We start from the raw sequence: 16,355 nt of genomic DNA, 5'->3' as shown, positions 1-16,355 counted from the left end.
TGGTCGGGGTGCTTTCCGGTTATTACGGCGGCTGGCTCGAACGTATTCTGATGCGCGTTACCGATGTGGTGATGTCGATGCCACGGCTGATTCTGGCTTTTGCTTTTGTTGCCATGCTTGGCCCCGGTTTAATTAACGGTGCGCTGGCATTGGCTCTGACCACTTGGCCGGCCTATGCCCGTCAGGCCAGAGCTGAGATTCAGTTATTACGTAAAAGTGATTATCTGGCAGCCGCTGAAATGATGGGAATCAAAGGATTGCGGTTGCTGTGGGGCCATATTCTCCCGATGTGCCTTCCTTCAGCGGTGGTGCGCCTGGCATTGGATTTAGCCGGTATTATCCTGGCTGCGGCAGGTCTTGGCTTCCTCGGGTTGGGCGCGCGCCCGCCGATGTCGGAATGGGGTTCTATGGTCGCTGACGGCATGCAGGTTATCTTTGACCAATGGTGGATTGCCGCGATTCCGGGCTGCGCTATCTTACTGAGCAGCATGGCATTTAATCTGTTAGGCGATGGCCTGCGCGATATTTTGGACCCTCACCATGACTGATAAAATTTTTGCCGTCGACAATCTCTGTGTCGATTTCCAGCAGCAGCGAGTGGTGGATAATATTTCATTCCATCTCGGCTACGAGCGGGTAGCACTGGTGGGCGAGTCCGGTTCGGGTAAATCCATTACTGCCAGAGCATTAATGGGATTAGTTCGTGCTCCGGGCAAAGTCAGTGCTAAAAAGCTCAGTTATTATGCTGATAACACCGATCAACAGGGCAATTCAGGTCAAGTTATCGAGCACGATTTATTGCAGTTGCAACCGAAGCAATGGGGCGTATTACGTGGCAGCGAAATTGCTATGGTGCTGCAAGACCCGCGCTATGCACTGAATCCAGTACGCACCGTGGGGAAACAAATTGAAGAATCCCTACTGCTCCATAATACGCTTTCCCGCGCGGATACCCGCGAGCGAGTATTGAATACGCTAGCCTCGGTCGGGCTCAATGAAAATGCCGGGCACAGTTACCCCGGCCAACTCTCCGGCGGTATGGGCCAACGGGCCATGTTAGCTATCGCTTTAGTGAATAACCCACGAGTATTAATTGCCGATGAGCCCACCTCCGCATTGGACGCCAAATTGCGTAATCAAATACTGGAGTTGATTGTCGAACAGACTGAGCAGCGCAATATGAGTTTGTTGTTGATCAGCCACGATCTGCCGTTAGTCGCCGAGCATTGCCATCGCGTGTTGGTGATGTATCAGGGGAAACTGGTGGATCAAGGCGCGGCGGCTGACCTGCCCCATTCTACTCATCCTTATACCCATACCTTATGGGCTTGCCGCCCGAATGCCAGTACCTATGGCAAGGATCTGCCGGTATTAGATCGCAGCACTGATTTCTCTGGAGGTTCCCGTGGCACTGATTGAAGTCAAAAATCTACAAGTCAGCTTTGCCCAAAAGAATCAGCTAAAAACAGCGGTTGAGTCGGTCAGTTTTGCGGTTGAAGCAGGTGAAACATTCAGCCTGATTGGGGCATCTGGCTGCGGTAAATCTACCGTATTACGTACTTTGGCCGGTTTACAGCGGGAGTGGCAAGGCGAGATAACCTTGCTGGGCCAACCATTGCAACCGGGGCAACGTTTCATCGGCCAATTGCGTAAAGATGTGCAGATGGTATTCCAAGACCCTTATGCGTCACTGCATCCACAACATAATATTCAGCGCACACTGGGTGAGCCGTTAAAGATTCACGGTGAGCAAAAAATCCAACAACGTATTGACCAAGCTTTAGAACAAGTGGGCTTGCCGGCGTCTGCGGCACAGCGCTATCCGCATCAATTTTCCGGTGGCCAGCGCCAGCGCATTGCCATCGCCCGCGCCCTGCTATTGCGGCCGAAACTGCTGCTGTTGGATGAACCGACCTCAGCATTAGATATGTCAGTGCAAGCGGAAATCCTCAATCTACTCAATCATTTGAAACGCGAACACGGTATGACCTATTTGTTGGTCAGCCATGACAGTGATGTGGTGGCACATATGTCCGAGCGCGCAGCCATGATGGAGAGTGGGAAAATTGTGAGAGAGTTTACGCGGCGGGATCTTGAGTTGGCGGAACATTTTATGGGGTAAAATTAGGTGCTCCGGTTCGGGAGTCCGAATAGATCGTGTCCCCCCATTTTCCGGAGTTCGATAAACTAAAGCCAACAGAGTTAATCACCTCATTATTTCATTTTTACCTGGATTCTGATACAGGGAGTCACTGGAGGACTTTGACTTTGGGATTATTTTGGGGCTTATTTTTGGGCTTATGCTGCGGCACGTCTGGGAAAGATATACTTTGCTCTTCCACATCAGCAGTCTTACCGTCCGTCTTATTTTCACCCAAGATTGCAGCATTTATTTGAGCGCTTTTTTGTAGCTCTGGTACCATGATCGCCTTGACCGAATCCGCAAGCTGCGCATTGCTCTCTTGCACTGTGCTTAGTACCTCATTAGTCTCTTTTATCACTTGGGTAGCGGTATGTATAACTTGCAAATGTTCTATTTGATCTGCTTCAGCACTAACATTACCCTTCATTATTTCAAGTTTATCAATGTATGTTTCTTTTTCTTCAATGAAGTCAGGCGCTGATTTATATGCCTTAACCAAATCATCATATTCTTGAAGAGCCTGTTTGGATGCTGAAGAAAGTATGCTCTGGTTCTTTCTTGCCACATCAATAATAACTGTAATTATGTTTCTTGTATTTTCAGCAATCTGTTTATGACATTGTGATATCATATTGTTTAACAGGATTTTTTCATCATCTATTGACTGACTTGAACGGTATCTTAGGTCAGCTATATTGTTTTCTATCTCTCTATTGGTGGTGAAATCTATTTTGAATCTTTTTTCCAGAGTAATGCCTATTGCCAGTCTGACATTAGTATTAGTATTACCACAATAGATACTGTTTACTAGTTCTGCCCGCTTCTTCCCAAAATTGGAAATTAGTTCTTCTTTTTCTTCTATTTTCATGTGCTGTGATTTAATGCCGGACTCAAGTATTGATTCGGATTTTTTGATCTCAAATTGTGCCAATTTAAAATTAATACCTAATTCAGGATGGGCATTATGTTTCTTCATTAATGCATTAGTAATAATCTTGGGTATATTTTTCACAGATTCTAGTTTCGCTGCTATTCGGTTGGCTCTTTTAGTCGATATGTTTCCACCCGAAAGTTTAGTGAATATAACGGCAACGCGATTGCTAATGTTAAATGACATGGTGATCCTTTGTGAGATAGAGAAGATATTAGTGTGGTTTATCAAAACGTAGACCGGCTTGCGCCTGGAGATCAAAACCATTCGCCGGTTTGGCCTGATAAGTTATCAGCTCAGGCGCCTCACGCCAGCCCGATAACCCCCAGCAACGGCTAGCGCCCAGGCGGAGATAATCTCATGCCTATTCAGCCCAGATTTTATCCAGATTAAGTTTCACTCTGGATTTTTCGCCGTAACTTTCCAGCCAGTTTTGCAGTGTTTGTCCGGCATAATGTGCACTGCGTAATAACAATGTCTGGTGTGGATCTTTGGCACTCAGAATTTGAGCTGAACCGGTGGCAAAGCTGGCCGCGCGTTTTGCCTGTAGATCTTCATTGGCTAATTTTTCATTTTGTGGCGCGGGCTGAGTCTGCTTGAGCGGTAATTCAATGCGGTCATCGGCACGAACCTTATCAATCATAGGATTAATTGACTGCATTTTGTACGGAAAAACTCTGACTTTTTCTGACCAGACCTTGATAACGCAATTCCAAATGGTTTAGCAGAGAGCAGAACCTTCATTATCACTGACTTATGTCGTCTTGTGCAAAAAGGTGGCATAAAAATATCTATTTTGGGGTGATCTGAACAGGGAGTAACCTAACGCCGATTTCCTTGTCCTAAGTCAAACTTGTTTACTGTCACCTATATATAGTGCTTATAATGTTTTAAAAGCCCATATGTAGTAGTTATCCACAAAACCATCCACATCCTCCTCGCAGCCCTTATGTGCTGCGGCTTGTCTTGTGGATAAGATTGTGTGGTGGATAAGATTGTCTTGTGGGTAACCTTTGCGGCAGTACACAGGAGCGACATTGTGAAAACAGTAGTGATTAAACGGGACGGTTGTCAGGTGCCTTTTGATGAGGTGCGAATCAAGGAAGCTGTCGAGCGCGCAGCCTTAGCTGTTGGCGTGGTAGACGCAGATTATTGTGCAACTGTTGCCCGTGTGGTCGCTCAGACGATGGAGAACCAGCCGAAAGTTGATATCCGCGACATCCAAACTGCGGTAGAAAACCAACTGATGGCCGGTCAATACAAGCAGCTCGCCCGAGCCTATATTGAGTATCGCCATGACCGGGATATCTCGCGTGAACTGCGTGGTCGCCTGAATCAGGAAATCCGGGGTTTGGTAGAGCAAAGTAACAAAGCGCTACTGAACGAAAATGCGAATAAAGACAGCAAAGTCATCCCGACTCAGCGTGATCTGCTGGCCGGTATTGTCGCGAAACACTACGCCAAACAACATATTTTGCCACGAGACGTGGTCTTGGCGCATGAACGTGGTGAAATTCATTATCATGACTTGGATTACGCGCCGTTCTTCCCCATGTTCAACTGTATGTTGATTGACCTTGATGGCATGCTGACTCAAGGTTTTAAAATGGGTAATGCGGAAATCGAGCCGCCAAAATCCATTTCTACCGCCACCGCCGTAACCGCACAGATTATCGCGCAGGTCGCCAGCCATATCTATGGCGGCACAACCATTAACCGCATCGATGAAATTCTGGCGCCGTTTGTCACTGAAAGCTTTAACAAACATAAGGCTGTCGCTGAAGAATGGCAGATTCCGGATGCCGCCGGTTATGCCATGTCACGCACCGAAAAAGAGTGTTACGACGCTTTCCAATCACTGGAATATGAAGTCAACACCCTGCATACCGCCAATGGCCAAACTCCGTTTGTCACCTTCGGCTTTGGGCTGGGTACCAGTTGGCAATCGCGCATGATTCAGCAGGCGATTCTGCGTAATCGCATTGCCGGTTTGGGCAAAAACCGTAAAACCGCGGTGTTCCCGAAACTGGTGTTTGCTATCCGCGATGGCCTTAACCATAAATTTGGCGATGCTAACTACGATATCAAACAGTTAGCACTGGAGTGTGCCACCAAACGCATGTACCCAGATATTCTTAATTACGATCAAGTGGTTAAAGTGACCGGCTCTTTCAAAACCCCCATGGGCTGCCGCAGCTTCCTCGGCGTCTATGAAGAAGAGGGCAAGCAGATCCACGATGGCCGTAACAATCTGGGAGTTATCAGCCTTAACCTGCCGCGTATTGCATTGGAAGCTCAAGGCGATGAAGATAAATTCTGGCAATTGCTGGATGAGCGCCTGTTATTAGCGAAGAAAGCCTTAATGACCCGCATTGCCAGACTCGAAGGGATCAAAGCCCGCGTGGCACCTATCTTGTATATGGAAGGGGCTTGTGGTGTGCGCTTGCAAGCGGATGATAATATTTCAGAAATTTTTAAAAATGGCCGTGCATCTATCTCGCTGGGCTTTATTGGTATTCATGAAACGGTTAATGCTCTGTTTGGCAATCAATCCCATGTCTTTGATGACGAAAAATTACGTGAAAAAGGCGTGGCTATCGTCGAACGCATGAGACAAGCCACTGATAAGTGGAAAGAAGAAACCGGCTACGCCTTTAGTTTGTACAGCACACCGAGTGAAAACCTGTGTGACCGCTTCTGCCGCCTGGATACCGCCGAATTTGGCGTGGTAGAAGGTGTCACCGACAAAGGCTATTACACCAACAGCTTCCATCTGGATGTTGAAAAGAAAGTTAACCCATACGACAAACTGGACTTCGAAGCACCTTATCCTCCATTGGCTAACGGCGGTTTCATCTGTTACGGCGAATACCCTAACTTGCAGCATAACCTCAGAGCGCTGGAAGATGTCTGGGATTACAGCTACAGCCGAGTGCCTTATTACGGCACCAATACGCCGATTGATGAATGCTACGAGTGCGGTTTTACCGGCGAATTTTCCTGTACCAGCAAGGGTTTCACCTGCCCAAAATGTGGTAATCATGAGCCGTCGAAAGTGTCGGTCACCCGTCGAGTATGTGGCTATTTGGGCAGCCCGGATGCGCGGCCCTTTAACGCCGGCAAACAAGAAGAAGTGAAGCGCCGCGTTAAGCATTTGGCTAATGGACAACTGGGCTGATTTTCAATATTGAAATTACCCCAATAATATTAATCGCCCCCAAAGGAATTGGAGTTGCAGGTAGGCAGCAAGCGAATAAATCCCGATGAGCTTACATCAGTAAGTGATTCGGGTTTGTGAACGCAGCGAACACCCCTGTAGCTTCAAGTACGAAGGGGAACATATTGGACAAGTAATTATTAACTATCATCAATATTATAGTGTCGATGTTATCAACGGCCCCGGCACCCGCTGCACGCTGTTTGTCTCCGGCTGTGTGCATGAGTGTGTCGGCTGTTATAACAAAAGCACCTGGCGACTGAATTCGGGTAAACCATTTACCCAAGAAATGGAAGATAGGATAATTGCGGATCTGAATGACTCCCGTATCCATCGTCAAGGGCTATCCCTCTCCGGCGGTGACCCGCTGCATCCCCAGAATCTATCCGCCATTCTGCAACTGGTCAAACGCGTACACCAAGAGTGCGACGGTAAAGATATCTGGGTTTGGACCGGCTATACACTGGCAGAACTGACCGCCGACCAACAGCAAGTGGTTGATTTAATAAATGTACTGGTCGATGGTAAATTTGTACAAGACCTCAAAGACCCATCGCTTATTTGGCGCGGCAGCGGCAATCAGGTTATCCATCATTTGCGTTAGTAAAAGAGATCTATCTCAGCCGGGAAGGCGTAATCGTCGCCGTCAGTCTAAGTGCGGACAGCGCACAGCAACCGGAGCGTACACGTAGTACGTGAGGATGCGAGCACTGCCCAATCTTAGAATGGCAAGAAAGATAGCCTTAAATCAATTGGCAAAGTTATAGGTTAAGGTCGCATTAAACCGCCAATCACGGCGCGAACTATCACTGGGCAGGTCGCCAATCGGCCTCGCCCCTTCCACTGATAATGAATAGTGTTTGTTATCACCAAAGGTCACCCCCACCGCGTAAGAAGCCAATTTTTGTGCGCGAAATATCGGTGAGTTATACCACGTGTGTGCTGTATCCAGCACCGCATAAGGTTGAATGGTTTTCAGCCAATGGCCATTTTCTCGATTATGCATATAGCGCATTTCTACCTGTCCGCCATAGCCATAATCCCCCACAGCCTCACCATCTGGATAACCTCGGCCAAACCGTAACCCACCAAAAGTCACATGCTCTGCTTCTGGTAAATCATTGTCAGACCAGTCACCTTCCGCCGAGGCGCTCAGTCGCCATTTTTCGGCCATTAAATACGCGCCATCTCCGGTGAGCTTCCAGCGGGTAAAACCTAAGTCTCCCCAAGGAACTGAGCTGGAGGCCAATGCGCCGTTTATCCCTTTGCGCACACTGGCGCGGGTGCTCCAATAAGATTGGGTATATTCCTGATAACCCGACAGTGCCAATTCGGCTGCCGGATAGCGCATCCGTTGATTCTGTTCTTCTAAATCAAGTAATGTATTATTCAGGTTATTAAATCGGGCCCGGCTTTTTAGATTATAACTTTTTCCTAAATAATCGACTCCCCCACTCACCGTCCATTGCCGCTTGCGGGTTAATTCCAGTGGATAACTTAACACCACACCACCGGTATATTGTGTCTGCTGGGTGCGGCTTGATAATGTGATATTATCAGGGAATAGTGTCAGAACATCGGTATAATCTTTCGGCTCTTGTTTATAATAACTGCCACGGGTTTGCAGTAATAAGCCATTGCTACCTAAATATTGTTGATAGTTTACACCTAAATACTGGTCGCGATTTTTGCTGTCTAACGGTAATAATGTTGCGACACCCAATTGCTCTGCATAAGGTGTAAAGCCACTTAAAGTTGCATTGAGTACCCCGCTGTAAACACCTTTGCGGCTATCCAATGCGGTACTGACATTCCAATTACGTGGATGATCAGCTTTAATATCTAATAATGTTGCGCCATAAATATTATCCGGGTTTTTAGCCGTGGCGATCACTTTAGTATCCGGTGTGCGGCTCATCAAAATACTATAACGTTCAAAGGTGTTCTGTGTCAGCGGCTTCTCGGCCATAATGCGCTGTGACAACTTGGTCAGCCAGCGCCCTATTGCCGCATTTTCACTTTGGATACGCGTGTTGGCAATATAGCCCTCAACCAACCCTATTTTTAATGTGCCATCGGTAAAATTATCAGTCGGCAAATAAGCATAAGAGAGAATATAGCCATCTTGCTGATACATTTTTGTAATAGACTGCGTGGCTAAAAGCAGTGTTTTTAATGATACTTTTTTGCCAATATAAGGCGTAAATGGCTCGCTGAGTATATTAATGTCATATTGGGTGCCACCGATAAATTGGATATGTTTTACATCAATTAAAGTATCCAGTGTTAGTTTAGAGCTGGGTTCTGGCGCTGGAATTGCAATCGTTGGAGCCACAGCTCGAGGTGCTGGTGGCCGGGAAATATCACGCGATATTTTGGAAGGGTTATTCTGATCAATTAACATGGGGACGGTATTCGCGAGCGCGCTGAACTGCCATGCACTTCCTGCACCCAATAAAAATAATATCCACACTCTATTAGCCATAGAATATTTCCTTATACGCACATTAAATTATAATTGTGACGATTTTTATTATTTATATGTAACAGGTGTAGATGTAGCAAGACTCCCCCGACTAAAAGGGGAGTCTTAAAGGGATAAAATTAATTAGACTTCGGCTTCAATATTCCGCCAATCCCCCCTAATGCTCCGCCACTGGTGTTGGCATTAGCATTAGCGTTAGCAGAAAGGCTGGCGTTCAAGCCCCCCGTCACACCCCCGACGGTATTTGTCACTCCGGCCAACAAGCCGTTGTTGCTGTTACCCGATGAAGGAGTCAGTGTATTGGTTACACCTGCCAGCAAGCCATTCGAACCACCTGTTGATGTTGGCGGAGTAACTAAACCGCCCGCCTTCTCAACGGCTTGCCCACTGCCTTGCAGTACCTGTCCAACACCCGCTAACGTTGGCGAGCTGGTACCCACTTGAGTCCCCGTCGTCACAATAGTGCCGCCAACAGCGGTCAGTAAATTATTGACTGGCGCGCCAATACCGGTGGTTGAACCAACGGTCTGAGTAATATCTTGTACCTGGCCCACGACTGGCGTCACTATCCCGGTTGCTGCTGTGGTGAGCTTACTCGTCGTTCCTGTTTGCAGGTCTTGCGCCAATCCATTACCGATAGAAGTGACAGCACCACCGGTTTTATCAACTAACCCACCTGCGGTACCGGTAACACCGCCCAATGGCGTATTGGCAGCGATACCTGAAACTGTTCCACCTAATCCTGAAACACCGGTACCAACATCAGCCACGGCCTTCGGTACACCGGCAGCCGTAGTGCCCAATGCATTAGGATTATTTCCTAATTGACCGACGCCATTATGTAAACCGGTCCCGACGTCACTGACAGCATTACCCGCACTATCGACGACAGTAACCAAACCACCACCAACAATTGGCAAGCTACCTACAGGGGTTTGGCTAACAACACCGCTGACAGTATTGCCTACCCCATCGACGGCAGTGCCAACACCACTGACCACATTGCCAACCGCAGAATTATTCGCAGTCGTACCACCACCTGTCCCTCCGCCGGTGCCGCCTCCAGAGCCAGTACCACCACCGCTGCCCGAACCTGTTCCTCCGGTTGTCTGACCTGAATTGTTCTTCGCAGTATTGTGAGAACCTCCACCACTTCCACTACATGCCGCGAGTGAGCAAGCCAGTAATATTGCCAAACTTATTTTGCTCAGACGGCTGATATTTTTAGGGCACATAGTAAAATCCCCCAGAGAGAACGCCACAGCGGCGTAAATTAACTATAAGAGACACTTATGTTTCCCTCAAGTTAAGACAATGTTTATTTTTTGTTTAAAATGAAAATTTATCGTGGCGATATGTATCAGATTGATAATGCGATAAAACTTTTTCTTATAAGCACCACTTTTTAGCCCATAAAAAACCCTACCAACAACCGCAAGATTTCATCGTTCCGCCATCTCAGCTTAACCCTACTGTCATTAAAAACCGCCAGCATAGCGGGTGAGAAAACTTACTGGTTATCACCATGACAATCCGCCACCTGCTTATCAGTATTCCTCCTTGCGTTTCATTGTGGATGGCCGTCAGAAGTGATGATTCACACAGAGGGGTTATCTGCCATGCACTTATCTAGACCACCGACCAGTTATCCCACCCGCTATCAACAAATTGCGGCCCAGTTAGAGCAGGAACTGCGCGGTGCTTATCGCTGCGGGGATTATCTGCCGTCAGAACAGCAGTTAGCTGAACGTTATCAGGTCAATCGCCATACCCTGCGTCGAGCCGTCGACGAACTGGTCGAGCGCGGCTGGCTACAACGTCGGCAAGGTATCGGCATTCTGGTGTTAATGCGCCCTTATGACTACCCGCTGCATGCCAATGCGCGCTTTAGCCAAAACTTATTAGATCAGGGTAGTGACCCCACCAGTGAGCGCTTACTCGCGGTTTTACGCCCGTGTATTGAGCACGTCGCCAAAGCGCTGTCAGTGGATGAAGGGACGACCGTGATCCATTTACGCACCTTACGGCGGGTCAATGGTGTCCCGGTCTGTGTTATCGATCACTACCTGCCAGATTTAAGTTGGTGGCCCGCATTGCAGCGGTTTAACTCCGGCTCGCTGCATCAATTCATCAGCCAACATCTACAACAGCCTTTAAGCCGTAGCCAGACTCGCATTAGCGCACGCCGTGCCCAGGCCAAAGAGAGCCGTTTACTTGAGATTGCCACTCATGCCGCGCTGCTCTGTGTGCGCACCTTAAATATCCGTGTTGATAGCCAGCAGGTGGCGGAGTACTCCGTCAGCCTGACGCGCGCCGACATGATTGAACTGACCATGGAGCACTAAATGGAAAGTATCTCGAACACTCGGCAGGGCTGGATGTCAGTGTTGGCCCACAGCCAACCGGTGCAATTACTTGCCCACTGGCAGCCCTTGAATCTGGCACCGCAATATCAGGTGATTCGCGCGCCCGAGATTGGTTTGAGCCAATTACAGGCGCGAATGGGCGGCACTGGTCGGCGGTTTATTCTGGGCGATATGACACTCACCCGCGCGGTAATCAAACTCAACGACAGCGCAGATATCTATGGTTACAGCTACATTGCCGGGCGCAATAAACCCCATGCAGAACTTTGCGCGCTATTAGATGCGTTATTGCAGCTTTCCACCCTTAACGGAAAACCAGCCGGTCTGAGTGAATTGCTACTGAAAACCGTCATTCATCCGCTGGCGGCCATACAGCAGGAACGGCGGGAATTGCGTGCCCGCGCTATTGCCACCAGTAAGGTGGATTTCTTCACTCTGGTGCGAGGAGAGGATTAATGAGCTTATTAAACCATTTCGACCAGCCGGTTGATGATGCTCAGCACGCTTTTCGCCGTATTCTCAAGGCATTAAGCGAACCAGGAGTTGTCGTTTCACTGCCCCATCGCAGCGGCTGGCAGCCATTAAATCCCGCCACCACCAGCATCCTGCTGACCTTGGTTGATCAGGAAACGCCGCTCTACTTGGATGAACCGCTCAACAGCGATGCCGTACAACAGAATATACGTTTTCATTGCGGAGCGCCGCTGACAACCAGCATCAAAAACTCACTTTTTTCTTTATTTGACAATGAGATAAAAGAAGAACTCTTGATTAGCTGCCCGGCGGGTAGTGAACTTTCGCCAGAGCACTCCACCACTGTTATTCTTCAGGCCACAAGTCTGCACCTTGGTGTGCCTCTGCGCTTGCGCGGGCCGGGAATTGAGCACCACCGCACTGTGGCTCCGCAATTGCCCTCTATCGTGCTGAATTACCTGCTTAACCGCCCGACCGCATTCCCTGCGGGCCTCGATTTCCTGTTGACCTGTGGCGAGAACCTAATGGCTATCCCACGAACCACCCATGTGGAGGTGTGCTGATGTACGTTGCAGTCAAAGGGGGTGAAAAAGCCATTGCGGCAGCCCATCAATTACTCGAACAGCAGCGCCGTGGTGATACACAGATCCCGGCTATCGATTGCGAACAGATTGAGCAACAGCTAGGTCTGGCGGTAGATCGGGTGATGACTGAAGGCGGTATCTATGATCGCGAGCTGGCTGCATTGGCAATCAAGCAAGCCAGCGGTGATCTGGTCGAAGCGATTTTCCTACTGCGCGCCTACCGCACCACATTACCGCGTCTGGCGGTCAGTCAACCGCTGGCAACGGGCAATATGCGGCTGGAGCGGCGCATCTCCGCCATTTACAAAGATTTGCCCGGCGGGCAAGTGCTCGGCCCCACCTATGATTACACCCATCGACTACTGGATTTCACCCTGCTAGCCTCGGGTGAAGCCCCGCATGTGCTCAATCGCAGGGAAATATCGCCAGAAGATGTATCGCAAAATAATTGCGCTCATGTGTTTGATTTATTAGCGCAACAGCAATTAGCAAAAGTTGAGCGGGATGACGGCACCCCGCCGGAAGATATCACCCGCAACCCACCGGTTTATCCGTGTAATCGCTCAGCCCGGCTGCAACAGCTGGTGCGCGGTGATGAAGGTTTCCTGCTGGCGCTGGGCTATTCCACCCAGCGCGGTTATGGTCGAACTCATCCATTCGCCGCCGAGATCCGCACCGGCGAGCTGACCATTTCAATTGAGCCGGAAGAACTGGGATTTGCCATTGATATCGGTGAGATCTTACTCACCGAATGCGAAATGGTGAATGGTTTTGTCAGCCCGGCAGCAGAACCCCCGCATTTCACTCGCGGTTACGGTTTGGTATTTGGTCGTGGTGAGCGCAAAGCCATGTCGATGGCCTTAATGGATCGCGCCTTGCAAAGCCGAGAATACGACGAAAATGTCGCCAGCCCGGCGCAAGATGAAGAGTTTGTGTTATCCCACGCCGACAATGTCGAAGCCGCCGGTTTTGTTTCTCATCTCAAACTGCCTCATTACGTTGATTTTCAAGCGGAGCTGGAGTTACTCAAGCGCCTGCGCCGTGAGCATTCATCCGTAGCCGCAGAACAACAGGAGCCGCGCCATGACTGACGTTCTCACCGGTTACAATCTGGGTTATCTGGACGAGCAAACCAAAAGAACATTGCGCCGCGCGTTACTGAAAGCCGTGGCCATCCCCGGTTATCAAGTACCATTCGGCGGCCGTGAGATGCCGATGCCTTATGGTTGGGGCACCGGTGGCATTCAGCTAACCGCCTGCCTGATTGGCCGTTACGATGTGCTGAAAGTGATCGACCAGGGAGCCGATGACACCACTAATGCGGTGTCGATCCGCCGCTTCTTCCAGCGGGTCAGCGGAGTGGCGACTACTGAAAAAACTACTGACGCTACCTTGATCCAGACCCGGCACCGCATTCCAGAAACGCCGCTGACGGAGGATCAGATCCTTATCTATCAGGTACCGATCCCGGAGCCGCTGCGCTTTATTGAACCGCGTGAAACCGAGACGCGCAAAATGCATGCGCTGGAGGAGTACGGCGTAATGCAAGTCAAGCTATATGAAGATATCGCTCGCTACGGCCATATCGCTACCACCTACGCCTATCCGGTGAAAGTGAATGATCGCTATGTGATGGACCCGTCACCCATTCCGAAATTTGATAATCCCAAAATGCACATGATGCCCGCGCTGCAACTGTTTGGGGCCGGTCGTGAAAAACGCCTTTATGCCCTGCCACCTTTTACCAAAGTGGAAAGTCTGGATTTCGACGATCACCCCTTTAGCGTGCAGCAATGGGATGAACCCTGTGCTTTGTGCGGCTCGCACCACAGTTATCTCGATGAGGTGGTGATGGACGATAAGGGCAGCCGGATGTTTGTTTGTTCGGATACTGATTTTTGCCAGCAGCAACTGGCTCAGGCCGCCACACAAGAGGTGAATATTCAATGAACATTGAACAGGTTATTTCCAAACCCTCTGCTGTTCACCCACTGTTGTCGGTGGAGAATCTAACCCATTTGTATGCGCCGGGTAAGGGGTTCAGTGATGTCTCTTTCCAACTGTATCCCGGCGAAGTGTTAGGGATTGTGGGTGAATCAGGTTCTGGCAAAACCACCTTGCTGAAATCCATTTCAGCCCGCCTGGCACCGCAACAGGGGCAAATTCTTTATCGCCCAGACACGCAACAAGCTGTTGATTTATATAAGATGCCCGAAAGCCAACGCCGCCGTTTACTGCGCACCGAATGGGGCGTAGTGCATCAGCACCCACTCGATGGGCTGCGGCCACAGGTCTCGGCGGGCGGTAATATCGGCGAGCGACTGATGGCTATTGGCCAGCGCCATTATGGCGAGATACGCCAACAAGCAGGCCGCTGGCTGGAAGATGTCGAGATCCCCTTATCCCGTCTTGATGACCTGCCCACCACCTTCTCCGGCGGCATGCAACAGCGGCTGCAAATTGCCCGCAATCTGGTGACACATCCGAAGCTGGTATTTATGGACGAACCGACTGGTGGCCTGGACGTGTCAGTGCAAGCACGGTTGCTGGATTTACTGCGCAATCTGGTGGTGGAAATGCAATTGGCGGTGGTGATTGTCACCCATGACTTGGGGGTTGCCCGCTTATTGGCTAACCGTCTGCTGGTGATGAAAGAGGGGCAAGTTATCGAAAGTGGCCTGACTGACCGGGTGCTGGATGACCCGCACCACCCTTATACCCAGCTACTGGTTTCATCGGTATTACAAAACTGAGTGAGAACTGACTATGAACACCCTACAGCTGCCTATGCTACAACTGAAAGTTGAAAATCTCAGTAAAACCTTTGTGTTACACCACCAGCACGGTATTCGCCTGCCGGTGCTGCATCAAACTTCATTGGAAGTTGGCAGTGGTGAGTGTGTGGTGCTGCACGGCCACTCCGGCAGCGGAAAGTCCACCCTACTGCGCTCCTTATATGCCAATTACTTACCCGACAGCGGGCATATCTGGGTGAAACATCAGGGAGAATGGCTGGATATGGTGAGCGCGCAAGCCCGGCAAATTATGGCGGTGCGCCGTCATACGGTGGGCTGGGTCAGTCAATTCTTGCGGGTGATCCCACGAATCAGTGCATTAAATGTGGTGATGCAGCCCCTGCTGGAATTGGGGGTTGATCGGCAAATCTGCCAACAGCGGGCGCAGGATCTGTTGACGCGACTTAATGTGCCACCGCGGTTGTGGGATCTGGCGCCTTCTACCTTCTCCGGCGGCGAGCAACAGCGGGTTAATATCGCGCGAGGGTTTATTGTCGATTATCCCATTTTGCTGCTGGATGAGCCGACGGCTTCTCTCGATAGCACCAACAGCGCCGCTGTGGTCAGGCTGATTGATGAAGCTAAACAGCGCGGAGCCGCAATTGTCGGTATTTTCCACGATGAAAAAGTACGCAATCATGTCAGTGACCGCTTACTGACCATGACACCCCCCCCCTCTCACGTCAGCACAGAGATCCCATCATGATCTTCAACAACGTCAATCTTATTCTCGAGGATCAGGTGGTCAGCGGATCACTGGAAATCCACCAAGGGGTGATCCGCAGTTACAGTGATCATCCGACACAACTTTCAGCGGCCATTGATGGACAAAATAGCTGGTTGTTGCCGGGGTTGATCGAGCTGCATACCGATAATCTCGACAAGTTTTTCACCCCCCGCCCCAATGTGGATTGGCCAGCACATTCGGCCATGAGCAGCCACGATGCGCTAATGGTTGCCAGCGGGATAACTACCGTGTTGGATGCCGTGGCGGTTGGCGATGTGCGGGATGGTGGCCATCGGCTGGATAATCTGCAAAAAATGATTAACGCCGTGGTAGAGAGCCAGCGGTCAGGATTGAATCGAGCCGAGCATCGAATTCATTTGCGCTGTGAATTACCTCATGACAGCACCTTGCCACTGTTTGAAGAACTGATGATGCAACCAGAGCTTTCATTGGTATCTCTGATGGATCACTCACCGGGCCAGCGCCAGTTCGCTTCACGCGCTAAGTACCGTGAATATTATCAGGGTAAATATCACCTTAACGATCAGCAAATGGCAGAGTTTGAAGAAGAGCAAATCAGCCTATCCGCCCGCTGGTCGGGGCAGAATCGACAGGCCATTGCCGCTCATTGTC

Annotated in this window: 18 protein-coding genes; 13 read left to right on the top strand and 5 right to left on the bottom strand. The window is 49.8% G+C overall.

Going from position 1 to position 16,355, the window contains the following annotated elements:
- The 3 genes from ACNSO8_RS10685 to ACNSO8_RS10675 all read left to right on the top strand — a co-directional run.
- Nucleotides 1–548 (top strand): ABC transporter permease (locus ACNSO8_RS10685; protein WP_418394595.1); only part of this gene is annotated, 548 nt, incomplete at its 5' end.
- The gene (locus tag ACNSO8_RS10680; protein WP_418394594.1) at nucleotides 541–1,419 is read left to right on the top strand and encodes an ABC transporter ATP-binding protein; all 879 of its coding nucleotides are present in this window, start codon (nucleotides 541–543) and stop codon (nucleotides 1,417–1,419) included. The genes ACNSO8_RS10685 and ACNSO8_RS10680, both read left to right, overlap by 8 nt.
- Complete coding sequence (locus ACNSO8_RS10675; protein ID WP_418394593.1) at nucleotides 1,406–2,122, top strand: ABC transporter ATP-binding protein; 717 nt, start codon at nucleotides 1,406–1,408, stop codon at nucleotides 2,120–2,122. The genes ACNSO8_RS10680 and ACNSO8_RS10675 overlap by 14 nt, the downstream gene beginning before the upstream one ends.
- Nucleotides 2,123–2,249: 127 nt before the next feature.
- Here the strand turns inward: ACNSO8_RS10675 and ACNSO8_RS10670 are convergent, their stop codons facing one another.
- Genes ACNSO8_RS10670 through ACNSO8_RS10660 form a run of 3 tightly spaced genes read right to left on the bottom strand, consistent with a single transcriptional unit; the run spans nucleotide 2,250 to nucleotide 3,717 of the window.
- Nucleotides 2,250–3,260 carry a hypothetical protein gene (locus ACNSO8_RS10670; RefSeq protein ID WP_418394592.1) on the bottom strand — a complete coding sequence of 337 codons (1,011 nt, stop codon included), beginning with the start codon at nucleotides 3,258–3,260 and terminating at the stop codon, nucleotides 2,250–2,252.
- Nucleotides 3,261–3,288: 28 nt separating this feature from the next.
- Nucleotides 3,289–3,420 carry a hypothetical protein gene (locus ACNSO8_RS10665; protein ID WP_418394597.1) on the bottom strand — a complete coding sequence of 44 codons (132 nt, stop codon included), beginning with the start codon at nucleotides 3,418–3,420 and terminating at the stop codon, nucleotides 3,289–3,291.
- 18 nt (nucleotides 3,421–3,438) lie between these two features.
- Complete coding sequence (locus ACNSO8_RS10660) at nucleotides 3,439–3,717, bottom strand: hypothetical protein (RefSeq protein ID WP_418394591.1); 279 nt, start codon at nucleotides 3,715–3,717, stop codon at nucleotides 3,439–3,441.
- A gap of 396 nt (nucleotides 3,718–4,113) precedes the next feature.
- On the opposite strand from ACNSO8_RS10660, the gene nrdD reads away from it, so the two are divergent.
- Complete coding sequence (gene nrdD, locus ACNSO8_RS10655; RefSeq protein WP_418394590.1) at nucleotides 4,114–6,252, top strand: anaerobic ribonucleoside-triphosphate reductase; 2,139 nt, start codon at nucleotides 4,114–4,116, stop codon at nucleotides 6,250–6,252.
- A gap of 178 nt (nucleotides 6,253–6,430) precedes the next feature.
- On the top strand, nucleotides 6,431–6,895 hold the full coding sequence (gene nrdG, locus ACNSO8_RS10650) for an anaerobic ribonucleoside-triphosphate reductase-activating protein (protein WP_418394596.1): 465 nt from the start codon (nucleotides 6,431–6,433) through the stop codon (nucleotides 6,893–6,895).
- A gap of 144 nt (nucleotides 6,896–7,039) precedes the next feature.
- On the opposite strand, the gene ACNSO8_RS10645 is transcribed toward nrdG, so the two are convergent.
- Nucleotides 7,040–8,776, bottom strand: a complete 1,737-nt coding sequence (locus ACNSO8_RS10645) for a ShlB/FhaC/HecB family hemolysin secretion/activation protein (protein WP_418394589.1) — start codon at nucleotides 8,774–8,776, stop codon at nucleotides 7,040–7,042.
- A 119-nt stretch (nucleotides 8,777–8,895) separates the two neighbouring features.
- On the bottom strand, nucleotides 8,896–10,011 hold the full coding sequence (locus tag ACNSO8_RS10640; protein WP_418394588.1) for a collagen-like triple helix repeat-containing protein: 1,116 nt from the start codon (nucleotides 10,009–10,011) through the stop codon (nucleotides 8,896–8,898).
- Nucleotides 10,012–10,395: 384 nt separating this feature from the next.
- Here ACNSO8_RS10640 and phnF point away from each other — a divergent pair, with 384 nt between their 5' ends.
- The 8 genes from phnF to phnM form a co-directional block, all read left to right on the top strand.
- Nucleotides 10,396–11,121: a phosphonate metabolism transcriptional regulator PhnF gene (gene phnF, locus ACNSO8_RS10635; protein WP_418394587.1), complete on the top strand. Its 726-nt coding sequence runs from the start codon at nucleotides 10,396–10,398 to the stop codon at nucleotides 11,119–11,121.
- Complete coding sequence (gene phnG / locus ACNSO8_RS10630; protein WP_418394586.1) at nucleotides 11,122–11,598, top strand: phosphonate C-P lyase system protein PhnG; 477 nt, start codon at nucleotides 11,122–11,124, stop codon at nucleotides 11,596–11,598.
- Nucleotides 11,598–12,179, top strand: a complete 582-nt coding sequence (gene phnH / locus ACNSO8_RS10625) for a phosphonate C-P lyase system protein PhnH (protein WP_418394585.1) — start codon at nucleotides 11,598–11,600, stop codon at nucleotides 12,177–12,179. Before phnG ends, phnH begins: the two co-directional genes overlap by 1 nt.
- On the top strand, nucleotides 12,179–13,291 hold the full coding sequence (locus ACNSO8_RS10620; protein WP_418394584.1) for a carbon-phosphorus lyase complex subunit PhnI: 1,113 nt from the start codon (nucleotides 12,179–12,181) through the stop codon (nucleotides 13,289–13,291). Before phnH ends, ACNSO8_RS10620 begins: the two co-directional genes overlap by 1 nt.
- Nucleotides 13,284–14,150 carry an alpha-D-ribose 1-methylphosphonate 5-phosphate C-P-lyase PhnJ gene (locus ACNSO8_RS10615; RefSeq protein ID WP_418394583.1) on the top strand — a complete coding sequence of 289 codons (867 nt, stop codon included), beginning with the start codon at nucleotides 13,284–13,286 and terminating at the stop codon, nucleotides 14,148–14,150. Before ACNSO8_RS10620 ends, ACNSO8_RS10615 begins: the two co-directional genes overlap by 8 nt.
- Nucleotides 14,147–14,953 (top strand): phosphonate C-P lyase system protein PhnK, encoded by an 807-nt coding sequence (phnK, locus tag ACNSO8_RS10610; RefSeq protein ID WP_418394582.1) that lies wholly within the window; start codon nucleotides 14,147–14,149, stop codon nucleotides 14,951–14,953. Before ACNSO8_RS10615 ends, phnK begins: the two co-directional genes overlap by 4 nt.
- Before the next feature lie 13 nt (nucleotides 14,954–14,966).
- Complete coding sequence (gene phnL, locus ACNSO8_RS10605) at nucleotides 14,967–15,701, top strand: phosphonate C-P lyase system protein PhnL (RefSeq protein WP_418394581.1); 735 nt, start codon at nucleotides 14,967–14,969, stop codon at nucleotides 15,699–15,701.
- Nucleotides 15,698–16,355, top strand: a 658-nt coding sequence (gene phnM / locus ACNSO8_RS10600; protein ID WP_418394580.1) for an alpha-D-ribose 1-methylphosphonate 5-triphosphate diphosphatase, incomplete at its 3' end; no start/stop codon positions are given. The genes phnL and phnM, both read left to right, overlap by 4 nt.

It is taken from the genome of Yersinia sp. LJYL362, from assembly GCF_048323875.1.
The sequence above is the reverse complement of the archived record's forward strand: the minus strand, read 5'-3'. Positions and strand labels throughout refer to the sequence as shown.